The 14,567-nt window shown below is 60.5% G+C and carries 11 protein-coding genes and 1 pseudogene; 7 read left to right on the top strand and 5 right to left on the bottom strand.

All coding sequences use genetic code 11. The features are described from left to right. Nucleotides 1-269 precede the first annotated feature (269 nt). Both PSH81_RS27625 and PSH81_RS22650 read right to left on the bottom strand, forming a co-directional pair. A pseudogene (locus PSH81_RS27625) lies at nt 270-1,286 on the bottom strand (methyl-accepting chemotaxis protein); the annotation flags it as partial. Nucleotides 1,287-1,457: 171 nt separating this feature from the next. Continuing rightward, the gene (locus PSH81_RS22650) at nt 1,458-7,094 is read right to left on the bottom strand and encodes a membrane-targeted effector domain-containing toxin (RefSeq protein ID WP_305391515.1); all 5,637 of its coding nucleotides are present in this window, start codon (nt 7,092-7,094) and stop codon (nt 1,458-1,460) included. A gap of 199 nt (nt 7,095-7,293) precedes the next feature. Here PSH81_RS22650 and PSH81_RS22645 point away from each other — a divergent pair, with 199 nt between their 5' ends. Further along, nucleotides 7,294-7,911: an FKBP-type peptidyl-prolyl cis-trans isomerase gene (locus PSH81_RS22645; protein ID WP_192300611.1), complete on the top strand. Its 618-nt coding sequence runs from the start codon at nt 7,294-7,296 to the stop codon at nt 7,909-7,911. Between the two features lie 144 nt (nt 7,912-8,055). On the opposite strand, the gene PSH81_RS22640 is transcribed toward PSH81_RS22645, so the two are convergent. The 3 genes from PSH81_RS22640 to PSH81_RS22630 form a co-directional block, all read right to left on the bottom strand. Further along, on the bottom strand, nt 8,056-8,313 hold the full coding sequence (locus PSH81_RS22640) for a hypothetical protein (RefSeq protein WP_056858344.1): 258 nt from the start codon (nt 8,311-8,313) through the stop codon (nt 8,056-8,058). A 159-nt stretch (nt 8,314-8,472) separates the two neighbouring features. Then, complete coding sequence (locus PSH81_RS22635) at nt 8,473-8,814, bottom strand: zinc ribbon domain-containing protein YjdM (protein WP_027617845.1); 342 nt, start codon at nt 8,812-8,814, stop codon at nt 8,473-8,475. A gap of 174 nt (nt 8,815-8,988) precedes the next feature. Further along, the gene (locus PSH81_RS22630; RefSeq protein ID WP_192300610.1) at nt 8,989-9,957 is read right to left on the bottom strand and encodes a polyprenyl synthetase family protein; all 969 of its coding nucleotides are present in this window, start codon (nt 9,955-9,957) and stop codon (nt 8,989-8,991) included. A 239-nt stretch (nt 9,958-10,196) separates the two neighbouring features. Here PSH81_RS22630 and rplU point away from each other — a divergent pair, with 239 nt between their 5' ends. The 6 genes from rplU (at nt 10,197) to PSH81_RS22600 (ending at nt 14,528) form a co-directional block, all read left to right on the top strand. Further along, nucleotides 10,197-10,511, top strand: coding sequence for a 50S ribosomal protein L21 (gene rplU / locus PSH81_RS22625; protein WP_007950961.1), 315 nt, complete (start codon nt 10,197-10,199; stop codon nt 10,509-10,511). A 34-nt stretch (nt 10,512-10,545) separates the two neighbouring features. Further along, on the top strand, nt 10,546-10,803 hold the full coding sequence (gene rpmA / locus PSH81_RS22620) for a 50S ribosomal protein L27 (protein ID WP_003176049.1): 258 nt from the start codon (nt 10,546-10,548) through the stop codon (nt 10,801-10,803). A 194-nt stretch (nt 10,804-10,997) separates the two neighbouring features. After that, complete coding sequence (gene cgtA, locus PSH81_RS22615; RefSeq protein ID WP_003230855.1) at nt 10,998-12,221, top strand: Obg family GTPase CgtA; 1,224 nt, start codon at nt 10,998-11,000, stop codon at nt 12,219-12,221. Nucleotides 12,222-12,344: 123 nt separating this feature from the next. Then, complete coding sequence (gene proB, locus PSH81_RS22610) at nt 12,345-13,463, top strand: glutamate 5-kinase (protein ID WP_003176047.1); 1,119 nt, start codon at nt 12,345-12,347, stop codon at nt 13,461-13,463. A 16-nt stretch (nt 13,464-13,479) separates the two neighbouring features. Then, the gene (locus PSH81_RS22605; protein ID WP_034100556.1) at nt 13,480-13,944 is read left to right on the top strand and encodes a CreA family protein; all 465 of its coding nucleotides are present in this window, start codon (nt 13,480-13,482) and stop codon (nt 13,942-13,944) included. A 101-nt stretch (nt 13,945-14,045) separates the two neighbouring features. Continuing rightward, entirely contained in the window at nt 14,046-14,528 is a 483-nt protein-coding gene (locus tag PSH81_RS22600) for a glutathione peroxidase (RefSeq protein WP_226457256.1), read from the top strand. Nucleotides 14,529-14,567: the final 39 nt, after the last annotated feature.

Raw genomic sequence — 14,567 nt, 5'->3', positions numbered from 1 at the left:
CCGTCGGCGTCGGAGGCGGCTTGGGAGGCTTGTTCAGCGTTGCGCGCGACTTCCTGCACGGTGGCGGTCATTTCATGCATTGCGGTGGCAACCTGATCGGTCTCGATCTTCTGGCTGTTCACCCCGGCGCTGGTTTGTTCGGTCACGGCCGACAGTTCTTCGGCGGCGCTGGCGATTTGTGTCACACCGTCGCGGATACCGCTGATCAACTCGCGCAGGGTCGTGCCCATGCGCTGGATGCCTTGTTGCAGCACGCCCAGTTCGTCGCGGCGGGTGACCTGGATGTTGTGGCTCAAGTCGCCGGAAGCGATGCGCTCGACCACGGCCAGGGTTTCCTGCAGTGGGCGGGTGATCTGGCGGGTGATGACCAGTGCGGCGATAACACCGACCAGCAGGGCCAGCAAGGTGCTGATCAATTGCAGGCTGCGGGCCTGGGCGCTTTCGGCGTCGCGGCGCTCAAGCTGGATGTCGTAGAGCTTGTCGCTGATGGTGACGATGTCGGCACCTTGGGTGGTCATTTCTGCGCGAGCGCTGACGATGTTGGCGTTGGCGGCCTTGTAGCTTTGTACGGCGGAGCGGTAGGCGCCGAGGGCGGTTTCAAGCGAAGCCAGTGCGGTTTGCTGTTCGGAACCAAAGACGGCGCTGAGCTTTTTCAAGCCACTGATGGCTTTTTCGATTTGTGCGGCGGCGCGGGCTTCGGTTTCGGCGTTGACGTTGCCGGTGTAGCCACGCACTTCATAACGGGCGAGCTGGAACTCTTCCTTGGCCTGGGTCAGTGCCTGGTACTGGACGAAACGCTCCGGACTGTCGGCCATCTGCTGCACGCTGGTGTCCAGGGCATTGATCTGGGCGTTGGCGATGTCGGCCTTGTCACCCATGACCTGGCGCGCGGCGTTGCCGTTACGGTAGGCCTCGCGCATTTTGTTCAAGGATTGCTGGTAGGCGGTGATGACGCTTTTCTGCTCATTGAGCAGCTTGAGGTTATCCGGGCTCTTGAAGCTGTCCAGCAGCTTTTGTTGCTGGGCAGCGAAAGCGTCCAGGTTGGTCTGTACGGTTTGTGCCACGGCTTCGTCACCGTTGGCCAGCATGTATTGCAGGCGCACGATGCGCAGCTTGGTCAGCGAGGCATTGAGCTGGGTGATATCGCTCATCCAGTTGCTGCGGTCGATCAGGCCGCCCAGGCTGGTCCAGCCGGTCAGGGCCAGGATCGAAGTGAGGACCAGTACCAGGCCGAAGCCCAGGCCGAGTTTGAGGTTGACGCTGATGTTACCGAACCAGCTGTTCATCGAATGCTCCGCAAGAGTGATGTCTGTTTGCTGGTTGATGTTGTTGTTTGAGCCAGCCGAGGTGTAGCGGGTTATCGGCGGCAAAACCTGAATCTGAAATGCTATTTCGGCTCATCGACGCAGGGCGCCGATGAGTGGTTGCGGGAGAATTGGGTTACTGGCTCGTGGGGTTTAGCCGACGTGATTCAGGCCAACACCTCTGGGCGGAGGGGTTTTGAGCATATCGACCAGTTGCGATAAATAGAAAAAGCGCTGATGACGCTGTTCTGGCCAGCGCTCGATGAGGAACTGGCCCTTGTCGTTGATTTGAATGGGGGTGGTGACAATCTCATTGCCACGGGACATGTGCACAAGGTTGATCTCGGTGGAGGTTCGGCGCTCGACGATGAAATGCCCGGGTGTTGTGAGTCTGCTGCGGTCCGGCGGCGCCGGCACGCTTGGCACTTTTCGCCCAGGAATACCGACGTAGAGCGTGAAGTCACTGCGCAACGCCACGCCCTTACCTTCCTCGAACGATTCCCACGCCCCCTGGTGCAACGGCCTGGCCAGTTCCGGGGCGCTGTCGCGCACATGCAGGCTGACGGCATCCTGCAGCGTGGCGAGGCCCGGCACGCCCAGGTGCGTATCAGTGTGGGTGCTGCCCACGAACGCGACCCACTTGTGCGGCCCTTGGGCGAGTTGGTCGGCCTTGATCACCTCGTTGGCGAAGTAGCTGAACATTTGGAGGCGCGGCAAATCGCCATTCAGACCTTTGATGTAATAGGTGGCCGTGCAGTCCAGCGCTCGTATGCGTATCCCGTATTTATTGGCTTTCTTGACCAGGTGAGTGTAGGTGTCCGTGCCCTCGTAAAGGGGCATCTGGCCTCGGTCCAACTGCCGGAGGTAGTTCTCCAGGATCGACGGCATCTTCGAGGTGCGGTAGTAGGTTTCCAGGGCTTCCTGATGCAGATCGGTCAACAAATGCTCGAGGTACAGCGTCTTGACCCCCAGCTTTTTCAGGTGCTTGAAGTATTGGATCAGCAGGCGCTTGCTGGATTGCGCGGTATGGGCCTCGCCGATGACCAGCCCATTGCGCTGTTTGAACAGCCGTTCAAACAATACGCTCTCGTCTCTTGCGCTGGTCAGCTCGCCCAAGGCTCTGCGTTGGGGCAAGGTGAGGTCGGCGAAATGCGCTTTGGCAGTGGCGTACAGGCGCTGGCGGGTCTCGATGAAGGTGTTCATTGCCCCGGCATTCTCTGGCTGGGCGTGGGAGTAACGCGAGTCCAGGCCACGCCGCTCCAGGCGCATCTGGTCGATGTTCGCGCGCATCGGCGCCGGGATGTCGAACGCCGCGTAATGAGAGACGGTGCCCGATGCTGGCGTGAGGCTGCTCGGTGCGCGCAGTGCCCCATGGGTTGTTGCAATGGATAGGGCGTAGTCACCTCGGGACTGGGCGCTGCTGTGTGTGTCGGGCCACAGGCCGGTCGGCTCCCCAGGCGCCACGTCGTGAACGCGCAGCGCTGGCGCCTGTTGCAACTCCGCCAGCCCGGCAATGCGCTCGTAACTGCCCAGGCGGTTGGTCTCGACCAACGCCAGCCAACCTTCGTCCGGGTTGTGTTTCAGGTTGAACTCGATAGCGGTGTGAGAGTAGAAATTGCGCAGCTTGCTGCTGCGCGGCACAAAACGCGCGCCTTCGCCCAGGGCCAGCACGTGGCCCATATGGTATGAAACTGCAGCGTCCAGGCCGTCGATGGCGATGTTCAGGCGCTGGGTTTCGAGCAGCAGCTTGCGGTACGTGAACGGCGCATCCGCTGCGAACCCCAAGGCCTCGTCCACCTGCGCCAGATGCCGCTCGATCTGTTGCAGGGCGTGGGCTTTGTTGCCGTTGAGCTGGTTGTTGAGGACTTTCAACTTGCGATGGAACAGGTCGCGGGGCAGGTTCTCGATGTACACCCGCTTGAGTCCCTGTTCCGCCAGGCCTGGCAGTTGTTCGATCAACAGCTGTTTACTGGCGATGGAGTTGTCGACGGCTCCGATAATCAAGCGCTTGTTGCGGCTGAACAGGCTCTTGAGAATGTCGCTGTGGGCTGCGTTGCTCGCCAGTGCGGGCAGTGCGCTTTTCGGCGCCGGGGCCGGTAACGCCTGGTAGAACGCGTCGGCGTCTTCGCTCAAGCGTGCGACGTTTTGTTCATAGGCCGTGCGCAGTGGTTGCGCTTCGATAAACGCGTTGCCTTGGGCAGCCGCCGCGTCCTGCCCCCGGCTTTGCATGTGTGTTTGGAAGCCTGAGTCGAGCAGGGTGCGGAAGGTCTTGGCCTGATCGGGCGCTACGTCGAAGGCCTCCAACGGGCTGCTTTCATCCGCCAGCAGCTTTTCGTATTGCTTGCGCCCACCCCCGGGGACGCTGAAGCGCACCCACTGCCCATCACTGTTCTGGCTGACCAGGCGTGCGGTCGAATGGAGCTGGCCGGTCAGCGGGTCGTGGCGATACAGCAAGTAACGGCCCAAGGCGTCGGGAGTCTGCGATACCCACAGTGGCTGCCCATCAAACAGGATGGATTGCATGCCTTCGGGGTTGATCGCATCCAGTTGCTTGAGCGGCGCACTGCCGACGGCGTGTGAACTGGTCTGGATGACGGCACGCAGGGGTTTGAAGCTGCTTTTGAGCAGTGGGCGCAAATCGAACAGCACGGCCCCCATAGCATTGGCCAGGAAGCCGACGTAGTGCTCAATCGCGGCGGCCCTGTCGTTCTGGTGATAGGCGTTGAGGGCCAGCATGGCGTCCTTGAATGCCAGCAGGCCGCCCAAGGTCAAGCTCAGCAAGGGGAATGGCATCGTTGCAATGGCCGTTACCCACTCGATACAGGTCCACAGGATGCCGGTAATCATTTGGGTGCGATTGATCGTTGTGCCGTGCACGTCATCGATGGTGCGCTGCAAGCTCATGTTGTATAGCTCGTGGCGCAGATCGAGCAGCGGCGTGACGCGGCTTATCGAGTCGTGCCGAGCCGGGCTTGGGGTGGTGCGGTCGATGTCATCCGGCAGGCCGTTGCGGGCATTCTCCAGAAACAGGTGCACTCTGCGTATCGACGGCAACGACACGCGAGAGCACCAATAGCCGGGCATGCCCTCGACTTTTTTCAGCAGGTAGTTGAACAGCTTCGCTTCGCGAAAGTTGACGCCGTCCGGAGCGTTGGGGGTGTACAGCAACACGGGATAGTCGGCGTGGCTGAACAGGTAGTTGCCCAGCACCCAATCACCGTCGATAAACAAGCGGTGGACTTTGTAGGTATTGCGCGTGGTGCTGCGGGTATCCGACAAGCTGTCGATGGCCTGGTTGAGCCAGCTCAGGTCGACACTGGTGATATGCCCCTTGAGTCGGGCCTCCAGCGCGGCACTCTGCATCTGCAATTGGTGAATCGCCAGCACCGCACTGCGTCGTTCGTGATAACCGGGGCTGTCGCTGGATTGCAGGCGCTGGCGCACTTCATTGATATAGTGTTCTCCGACCCATACGCCGGTGACCGAGCGGGCAACGTTCTGTGCAGTCAGCGGGCTCAGGTCTACGCCCCTGGGGCCGCGAAAGACCGCGGATCTGGAAAACTTCTCGTCGAGAAAGCCGATGCCGTCTGCATAACCGTCGCGGTACAGGGTGGTGTAGGACAGTGGTGTTGGCGGCGCACCGAGCAATGTCCGTGGCGAGTAGGCGAAGACGCTGTCCGGGTCGACGTCATTTTTGGAGCGTCCCAGCAGTCTGTTCAGGCTGAGCCTGGCTTTATCGCGCAAATAGCTGTCGAAGCTCGGGAAATTGGCTTCGGTATCGGGTCTGGCATTGTAGGTGCGCAGGGCACCCTCGATGTTATCCGCCAGGGTGATCAGCCGGGTTCTGTCTGCCAGGGAGGCGTTACGAAACCAGGCTGGTGAGCTGAAACTGTAATCATCCAGTTGCAGCGCCAGGCGGTGTGCGGCCATCGCGTCCAGGCAATCGGCGTGGCTGCAGGGTTTGCCGAAGGTCACCTCGCGGTGTTCTTCGGCATCGGGGCGCAGGCTGATCGCCTGGATGAAGGTGCTCATTTTCGGGCGGAAGCGCAGCGGCACTTGTTGCAGTACGTAATTGCTCATCGTGTGGGGTTGATCCAGCCAACCGATGATATGGGTCTGGCATTCGCGCAGGCTGCTGAAGGCGAAGAACTGTTGTGCGCTGGGGGCGTCAGGGGTGCACAGCAATAGGCGTTTGACCTGGCCGTGAGCATCATCTTCGCGCAGCAGCCACAGGTCTCGCAGTTGAGCGCCGTGCAGCAGCACGGTTTGTGCGCAGAGCTGCGGGCGGGGATTTTCGCGCAGATCTGCAAACAGCTGCACATCGTCCGGACTGAGGTGGCCTTGCAGTTGGGCAATGTAGGCCAAGGCGACCAGGCGTTGATCGAAAAACGTGCGGGCCGCCTGTTTGATCTGCGGCGTGCCTAGCACGGTTTTTTGTGTGTCGGCAAAGTCCAGGCGTGGTTGCAGGTCTTGCAGCAGGGTGATCAGCACTTGCGGGGTGAGTCGGGCATAAGCCATATCGAGCGGGGCGCCGGCGTAGCTCAAGGTGCTGTGTTCAAGGAAGGCTGAGCCCGGCGCACTGTCGCCGGTGTGCAGGCCGCGCAAGGCCAGTTCCACCAGTGAACGCTGCTGCTCGTAGGTGCCGACCGGCGGCACTGTGCGCCGGGTTGTGATGCGCAGCAGGTCTGGGTCGAGGTCGTGGATGTCCAGTTCATCGGCCAGTTTCTCGGCCCATTGGTGCCGGGCGAGGGCCTGGGGCGTTGCCGCCGGGCCGAACAGATTCATGAACGCCTCGCGCGCCTGGTTGTAGTTGCGCAGGTGTTGGTCGAGGGTGTCGCGAAGCGGCTTGCTGGCGCTGCGGTACCAGTCGGGCAGGGCGTAGAACAGGTCGCGCTCAAGCAGTCGCTGTGCGCGAAAGTCCAGGCGCAACGTCAGGTCGGGCAATGCGGCTTGGATGGCGTTGTCGAGGTGCTCCTTGATGTGTGTGGCTTCTGCATGGCTCAGGGCGTAATTGATGTCCTGTTCACGTTTGTCGAGCAGGGCTTGGTAGACGTGTTCGAACAGCGGTTTGTCCTGGATCGGAAGTAAGGTCAGTGGCCATATATCAACGGTATCCAGGTGTTGGTAGCGCACAGGCAGGTGACGATTGAACTCTGCCCGCCCGGTGGCGAGCGCCATCGCAGATTGCAGGCCTTGGTCCAGGTCGTGCAGTGAGTCGAAGGCTTCCAGACCCCGCGCGGGCGTGAACAACAAGACCGGCCCCACGGGGGGCGCTGCTGGCAGGCTGTCGACGACGGGGTTGGCCTGGCGCGTCAGCACAAACGCACCGGCGAACGTGACGGTCTGTTCCTGGTAGGTGAAGGCCAGGGCGTACATGCCGGGGCGGAAGGTTGGCCCCAGCGAGCAGTTTTCCAGCATCTGCTGGTCGGCGGGGGACAGCAGGTTGTCACTGACGTTGAGCCGGGTTTCCAGTTCCAGCGCGTTGATGCCGGCGGTGAAGGTCAGATAAGTCTTACGGCTCTGCCCTGCGACGGCGCTGGTTTCATCCAGCGCCTTGAGGCGGCTGTTCAGGTCCGGTGGGATCACATCCTGATACAGGGCACGCGCCTGGCTCATAAACGTAGCGTTGATACGCTTGAGGTCGGTGTTGAGCTGTTGCAGCGTGGCGTACTCCGCCGGCAAGGTAACGGGGCGTTTGCTCTGGCTGCGCAGGGTGGGGTCAATCTCCAGCAAGTGGGCGTGAATCTGATCAAGCGTGGGCGCGGCATCGCGGGTATTCGGCGTACTCATTGGCACAACCCCTGAGGTGGTGAGTGGAATCACCAGCATGGGCAGCGCAGGGGCGTGTTCGGCAGTAGATAGGTATGTCGGTGCGCTCATCAAGGCACGGTGTTGTGTGCTAGTCTGCTGGCCCTTTTAGTTTTGGGTGACAAGGAACGCGCGGCTTTTGTGCGGCGTTTTCAGTGTTGTCCTACAGCGGAGCACCTTCATGTCCGAAGTTAATCTGTCCACCGACGAAACCCGCGTCAGCTACGGTATTGGCCGTCAACTGGGCGACCAACTGCGCGACAACCCGCCACCGGGTGTGAGCCTGGACGCCATCCTGGCTGGCCTGACCGACGCTTTCGCCGGCAAGCCAAGCCGTGTTGATCAAGAGCAAATGGCTGCCAGCTTCAAGGTTATCCGCGAAATCATGCAAGCCGAAGCGGCTGCCAAGGCCGAAGCGGCTGCTGGCGAAGGCCTGGCTTTCCTGGCTGAGAACGCCAAGCGTGATGGCATCACCACCCTGGCTTCCGGCCTGCAATTTGAAGTGCTGACTGCCGGTGAAGGCGCCAAGCCGACCCGTGAAGACCAGGTACGTACCCACTACCATGGCACCCTGATCGACGGCACTGTGTTCGACAGCTCCTACGAGCGCGGCCAGCCTGCAGAATTCCCGGTTGGCGGCGTGATCGCCGGCTGGACCGAAGCCCTGCAACTGATGAATGCCGGCAGCAAATGGCGCCTGTACGTGCCGAGCGAACTGGCTTACGGCGCTCAAGGCGTTGGCAGCATCCCGCCGCACAGCGTTCTGGTGTTCGACGTCGAGCTGCTCGACGTTCTGTAAGACCTGCTGATTACTGCGGGAAATGGCTTGTGTGGGAGCGGGCTTGCTCGCGAAGACGGCGTGTCAGTCGCACATTTATTGACTGACCCACCGCTTTCGCGAGCAAGCCCGCTCCCACATGAAGCTCGCTTCCACAGGATGGGCTCATGGATGGAATTTGCCATTCAATTCAGTGGCCGGGCGCAACGCTCGGGCATAGCAGAACAGAAACAGATTGCGCACCACTTCCTTCAGTACCCCGGGCTCACTTGAGCTCAAGCCATTCACGTCCAGGTCGCCCTGGTCCTGCAGCTCGCTCAGCGCTTCTTCTTCCAATACCGCACAGACTTCGCCGGTTTCCCGATGCAGGATGCGCAGGTAAGGGTGTGGGCGGTCCAGCCAGGCGTCTATCAAATAAGTCATGGTCGTTCTCCTTGATGGGTTTCAATGAGAATAATTCTTATTCGTAGAATAGCAAGTGCCTATTGGCGGTTTGTGGTTTTTTCTGTGTGGTTATTGCGCGGGGTCAACCGGGAGGGCGAAACGCCATCCCGCGGCGGGCGCGGGATGGAAGTTGCAGGTTCAGACCTTGCGGACGAACTCGGACTTGAGTTTCATCGGGCCGATACCGTCGATCTTGCAATCGATGTCGTGGTCGCCATCGCACAGGCGGATGTTCTTGACCTTGGTGCCGACCTTGACCACCAGGGAGGTGCCCTTGACCTTGAGGTCCTTGATCACGGTGATGGTGTCGCCGTCCTGCAGGACGTTGCCCACAGAGTCTTTCTTCACGGTTTCATCGCTAGCCGCTTCGGCCTCGCCATTGGCGGACCACTCGTGGGCGCATTCCGGGCAGATCAGCTGGGCGCCGTCTTCGTAGGTGTATTCGGAATTGCATTTCGGGCAGGGTGGCAACGTGCTCACTAAAGCTCCTTGTAGAGTCAGGGATGGCTAAAAGTCGCACATTATATAGGGTTTTAGCGGCGGGAGGGGCGGCTTGGCTCGGTCTAATGTGGGAGCTGGCTTGCCTGCGATATCGGTAGTGAATTCACTAAAGCTATCGCAGGCAAGCCAGCTCCCACATTAAACGGTGTGCAATCAGTGCGTACGGGCTACCGCAAACTCACTCAGCTCAACCAGTGCATCCCGGTATTCGCTGGCCGGCAGGGCTTCCAGGCATTGAATGGCGCGGGCCACGTAGTCACGCGCCAATTGTGCGGTGTAGTCCAGCGAACCCGAGGCCTCCACGGCTTCGCGGATGCTTTCGAGGTCTTCGATCCCGCCTTTCTGGATCGCCTTGCGCACCAGGGCCGCCTGTTCCGGCGTGCCTTCGCGCATGGTGTAGATCAGCGGCAAGGTCGGTTTGCCCTCGGCCAGGTCGTCACCGACGTTCTTGCCCAGGGTCTCGGCGTCGCCACGGTAATCGAGCAGGTCGTCTACCAATTGGAAGGCCACGCCCAGGTGGTCGCCAAAGGTGCGCAGCGCTTCGGCCTGTTCGGCGGTCGCGCCACACAGCGCGGCGGCGCTATGGGTGGAGGCTTCGAAGAGCATCGCGGTTTTGCCGCGAATCACTTCCATATAGGTTTCTTCGGTGGTGCTGGCGTCACGCACCTTGGACAGCTGCAACACTTCGCCTTCAGCGATGATGCGGGTGGCCTGGGACAGAATCTTCATCACCGGCATCGAACCCAGTTCGACCATCATTTCGAACGAGCGCGAGTACAGGAAATCGCCGACCAGCACGCTGGGGGCGTTGCCCCACATGGCATTGGCGGTCTCGCGGCCACGGCGCATGCCCGACATGTCGACCACGTCGTCATGCAGCAGGGTCGCGGTGTGCAGGAATTCGATAGTCGCCGCCAGCAAACGCAAGTCGTCGCCTTCGCGACCCAGGGCCTTGCCACACAGCAACACTAATAAAGGACGCAGGCGTTTGCCGCCCGCCGACGTAATATAGTCGCCAATTTTGGAGACCAGCGGCACTTTGGACGTGAGCTGTTTCTTGATGATGCCGTCGACGGCGCTAAAATCGTCCGCGACCGCGCGGTAGAAAGCTTGGGGTTGCATCAGCTACAGTCGCTCCAGAAGGGTTGCGCGGCATGCTAGGACCCTGACCCCGCAGTGTCAAGGCGCGATAGACGGCCCCTTGCAAGGCTTCTATAGCTTGCGTACAATCGCGCACCCTGAACTTCCTGGGCAGCACCTGCCTTACGCAATTGCATTCGGGACGTCCATCCCATGCAGCCATGCCAGCCAATACCTCTTCTTATAAAGAGCTGGGTGAGCAGGATTATCGGAGAAATACCATGTCGTACGCAGTAATTGTTACTGGTGGCAAGCAATACAAAGTCGCCCCAGGTGAATACCTGAAGATCGAAAAACTGGAAGTCGCTACCGGCGAATCCGTTACCTTTGATCGCGTTCTGTTGGTCGCCAATGGCGATGACGTGAACATCGGCGCTCCAGTTGTTGCTGGCGCTACCGTTGTGGCTGAAGTGATCTCCCAAGGTCGTCACGATAAAGTCCGCATCATCAAGTTCCGTCGTCGTAAGCACCACATGAAGCGTATGGGCCACCGCCAGTGGTACACCGAGATCAAAATCACCGGTATTCAGGCTTAATTTCAGCCTAATTCCTCACTAGGAGAATTGACTCATGGCACACAAAAAAGCTGGTGGTAGTACCCGTAACGGTCGCGACTCAGAAGCCAAACGCCTTGGCGTGAAGATGTATGGCGGCCAGAAAATCATTCCGGGCAACATCATCGTGCGTCAGCGCGGCACCCAATTCCACGCCGGTTACGGTGTAGGCATGGGTAAAGATCACACCCTCTTCGCGAAAATCGAAGGCGTGATCAAGTTTGAAGTAAAAGGCGCGTTCAACCGCCGTTACGTGAGCGTTGTCGCAGCTTAATTGCGAGATCGCTGGAAAAGCCCTGTCTTGCGACGGGGCTTTTTCGTTTGTGGAGTGAGTCTCTTGCAAAGCTGTTTGTAATGGGCGATAGCAGCAGGATATGCGGTCGTTGCTTGAGGTCGCTGCGCTCATTTTTGCAAGAGTCTTATGTCTTGGTTTCTTAAGCTCGTCCGTGCGGCGAGAGGCGTTTTGTTATGAAGTTCGTTGATGAAGTTTCCATCCGAGTAAAAGCAGGCGACGGCGGTAACGGTTGCATGAGTTTCCGTCGCGAAAAATTCATCGAAAACGGTGGTCCAAACGGCGGTGACGGCGGTGACGGCGGTTCCATCTACATGATGGCCGACGAAAACCTCAACACCCTGGTCGACTACCGTTACACCCGGCACTTCGATGCCGAGCGTGGCTCCAACGGCGGCAGCACCGACTGCACCGGTAAAAAAGGCGAAGACCTGGTGCTGCGCGTACCCGTCGGCACCACGATTATCGACTCCGCTACCCAGGAAGTGATCGGCGACCTGACCAAGGCCGGCCAGAAGCTGATGGTGGTGCAGGGCGGCTGGCACGGTCTGGGTAACACCCGATTCAAGTCCAGTACCAACCGCGCGCCACGCCAGACCACGCCAGGCAAGCCGGGCGAGCAGCGTGACCTCAAGCTGGAAATGAAAGTACTGGCCGACGTAGGCCTGTTGGGCCTGCCGAACGCGGGTAAAAGTACCTTCATCCGCTCGGTCTCGGCCGCCAAGCCGAAAGTCGCCGACTACCCGTTCACCACCCTGGTGCCAAACCTGGGCGTAGTCAGCGTCGACCGCTGGAAAAGCTTCGTGATCGCCGACATTCCCGGCCTGATCGAAGGCGCTTCCGACGGCGCCGGCCTGGGCATTCGCTTCCTCAAGCACTTGTCCCGCACCCGTTTGCTGCTGCACCTCGTGGACATGGCGCCGTTGGATGAAACCAGCGCAGCGGACGCCGCTGAAGTGATCGTCAGCGAACTGACCAAGTTCAGCCCGGCCCTGGCCGAGCGTGATCGCTGGTTGGTCCTGAACAAGTGCGACCAGATCCTCGAAGAAGAGCACGAAGAGCGCGTCAAGGAAATCGTCGACCGCCTGGAGTGGGAAGGCCCGGTCTACGTGATCTCGGCCATCGCCAAAGAAGGCACCGAGCGCCTGACCCGCGACATCATGCGCTACCTCGAAGACCGCGCCGACCGCCTGGCGGCCGACCCGGTGTTCAAGGCCGAACTGGCTGAACTCGACCAGCAGATCGAAGACGAAGCCCGTGCCCAGTTGCAGGCGCTGGACGACCAGCGTGCCCTGCGCCGCAGCGGCGTGAAGTCGGTCCATGACATCGGTGACGACGATTGGGACGAAGAAGACGTGGATGATGAAGACGGTCCTGAAATCATTTACGTGCGCGACTGATTCGTTGCAGTAAACTTAAGCGCCGCTCAATTGAGCGGCGTTTTGGTATCTGGGTATACGTAGTCACGAATAACGTTATGGGTTGCGCTGGGTCGCGCAGCCCTCTATCTAAGGTTGAAGATGATGCGGAGCAAAGTGACAGGTGCGCAGCGCTGGGTCGTAAAGATCGGAAGTGCGCTGCTGACGGCGGATGGCAAGGGGCTCGATCGTGCAGCCATGAGCGTCTGGGTCGAGCAAATGGTGGCCTTGCATGAGGCTGGCGTTGAGTTGGTGCTGGTGTCGTCCGGGGCGGTTGCCGCCGGGATGAGCCGCCTCGGCTGGACCGCGCGACCCAGCGCGATGCACGAACTGCAAGCCGCCGCCGCCATCGGCCAGATGGGCCTGGTACAAGCCTGGGAATCCAGCTTCGCCGAGCACGGCCGCCACACGGCGCAGATCCTGCTGACCCACGACGACCTGTCCGACCGCAAGCGCTACCTCAACGCCCGCAGCACCCTGCGTGCGCTGGTAGAGCTGAAAGTCATCCCGGTGATCAACGAAAACGACACCGTGGTCACCGACGAAATCCGCTTCGGCGACAACGACACCCTGGCCGCCCTGGTGGCCAACCTGGTGGAAGCCGACCTGCTGGTGATCCTCACCGATCGCGACGGCATGTTTGACGCCGACCCGCGCAACAACCCCGATGCGCAACTGATCTACGAAGCCCGCGCCGATGACCCTGCGCTGGACGCCGTGGCCGGCAGCGTCGGCGGTGCCCTGGGCCGTGGCGGCATGCAGACCAAGCTGCGCGCTGCACGCCTGGCTGCGCGTTCCGGTGCCCACACCATCATCGTCGGCGGGCGCATCGAGCGTGTGCTCGACCGCCTCAAGGCTGGCGAGCGGATCGGCACGCTGCTGTCGCCGGAGCGGGGTATGCTCGCGGCGCGCAAACAATGGTTGGCCGGTCATCTGCAAACCCGTGGCACCCTGGTGCTGGACGATGGCGCTGTATCTGCGCTGTCCCAAGGCAACAAAAGCTTGCTGCCGGTCGGCGTCAAGCTGGTGCAGGGCAGCTTCCGCCGTGGCGAGATGGTGGTGTGTGTGGCCCCGGACGGTCGTGAAATCGCCCGCGGCCTGGCCAACTACAGCGCCCTGGAGGCGCAGAAAATCATTGGGCAGTCGTCTGACGCGATTGTGGGCCTGTTGGGTTATATGGCGGAGCCGGAACTGGTGCACCGCGACAACCTGATCCTGGTTTAAACAAAGGGAGTATTCGATGCGCGTAATGAAGGGATTGCTCGGCCTGCTATTGGCCATGCCACTGTTGGCGTCTGCCGAAGAAGTTGGCCAGGTGTCGACGGTATTCAAGTTTGTCGGCCCCAACGACCGGATCGTCGTCGAAGCCTTCGATGACCCCAAGGTCGACGGTGTGACGTGCTACCTGTCGCGCGCCAAGACCGGCGGCGTCAAAGGCGGCCTGGGCCTGGCCGAAGACCGTGCCGAAGCCTCGATCGCCTGCCGCCAGGTGGGGCCGATCCGCTTCAAGGGCGAGCTCAAGGATGGCGACGAAGTATTCAAGGAGCGTACGTCGCTGGTGTTCAAGACCATGCAGGTGGTGCGCTTCCTCGACAAGAAGCGCAACACCCTGGTTTACCTGGTGTACAGCGACCGCCTGATCGAAGGCAGCCCGCAGAACGCCGTGACGGCGATTCCGATCCTGCCGTGGCCGACCGCTCAGTAATCAGCAGGCGGGTTTTGTCATCGGCGTCTATGATTGCAGGCTTGCGGGTTGTAATCTCGACGAGCCGCTTTGCTAAGAACATGGGATATCTGGAGTTCGTCATGAGTGCTTTCCACGACCTGAAACTCAAAGCTTTGGACGGACAAGAGCTGCCACTGGCACCCTTCAAGGGGCAAGTGGTGCTGGTGGTCAATGTGGCCTCCAAGTGTGGCTTGACCCCGCAATATGCGGCTCTGGAAAACCTCTACCAGCAATACAAGGGCAAGGGGTTTGTCGTGTTGGGCTTGCCCTGCAATCAGTTTGCAGGCCAGGAGCCGGGCAGCGAAGAGGAGATCCGCGAGTTCTGCAGCCTGAACTACGGTGTGACCTTCCCGCTGGGCGGCAAGCTTGACGTCAACGGGCCGGACCGTCACCAGCTCTACCGCTTGCTGGCGGGCGAGGGCGCGGAGTTTCCCGGGGATATAACCTGGAACTTCGAGAAATTCCTGCTGGGCAAGGATGGGCGGGTGCTTGCACGCTTCTCTCCGCGTACCGCACCGGATGATCCCACCATCGTCCAAGCCATCGAAAAAGCCTTGAATTAACTCGGCCCGGCCTGTGGAGAGAGAGCAAGCTCTCTCGCC

Source organism: Pseudomonas sp. FP2335 (assembly GCF_030687535.1).
Classification (GTDB): domain Bacteria; phylum Pseudomonadota; class Gammaproteobacteria; order Pseudomonadales; family Pseudomonadaceae; genus Aquipseudomonas.
This window is presented reverse-complemented; position numbering and strand designations above follow the sequence as displayed.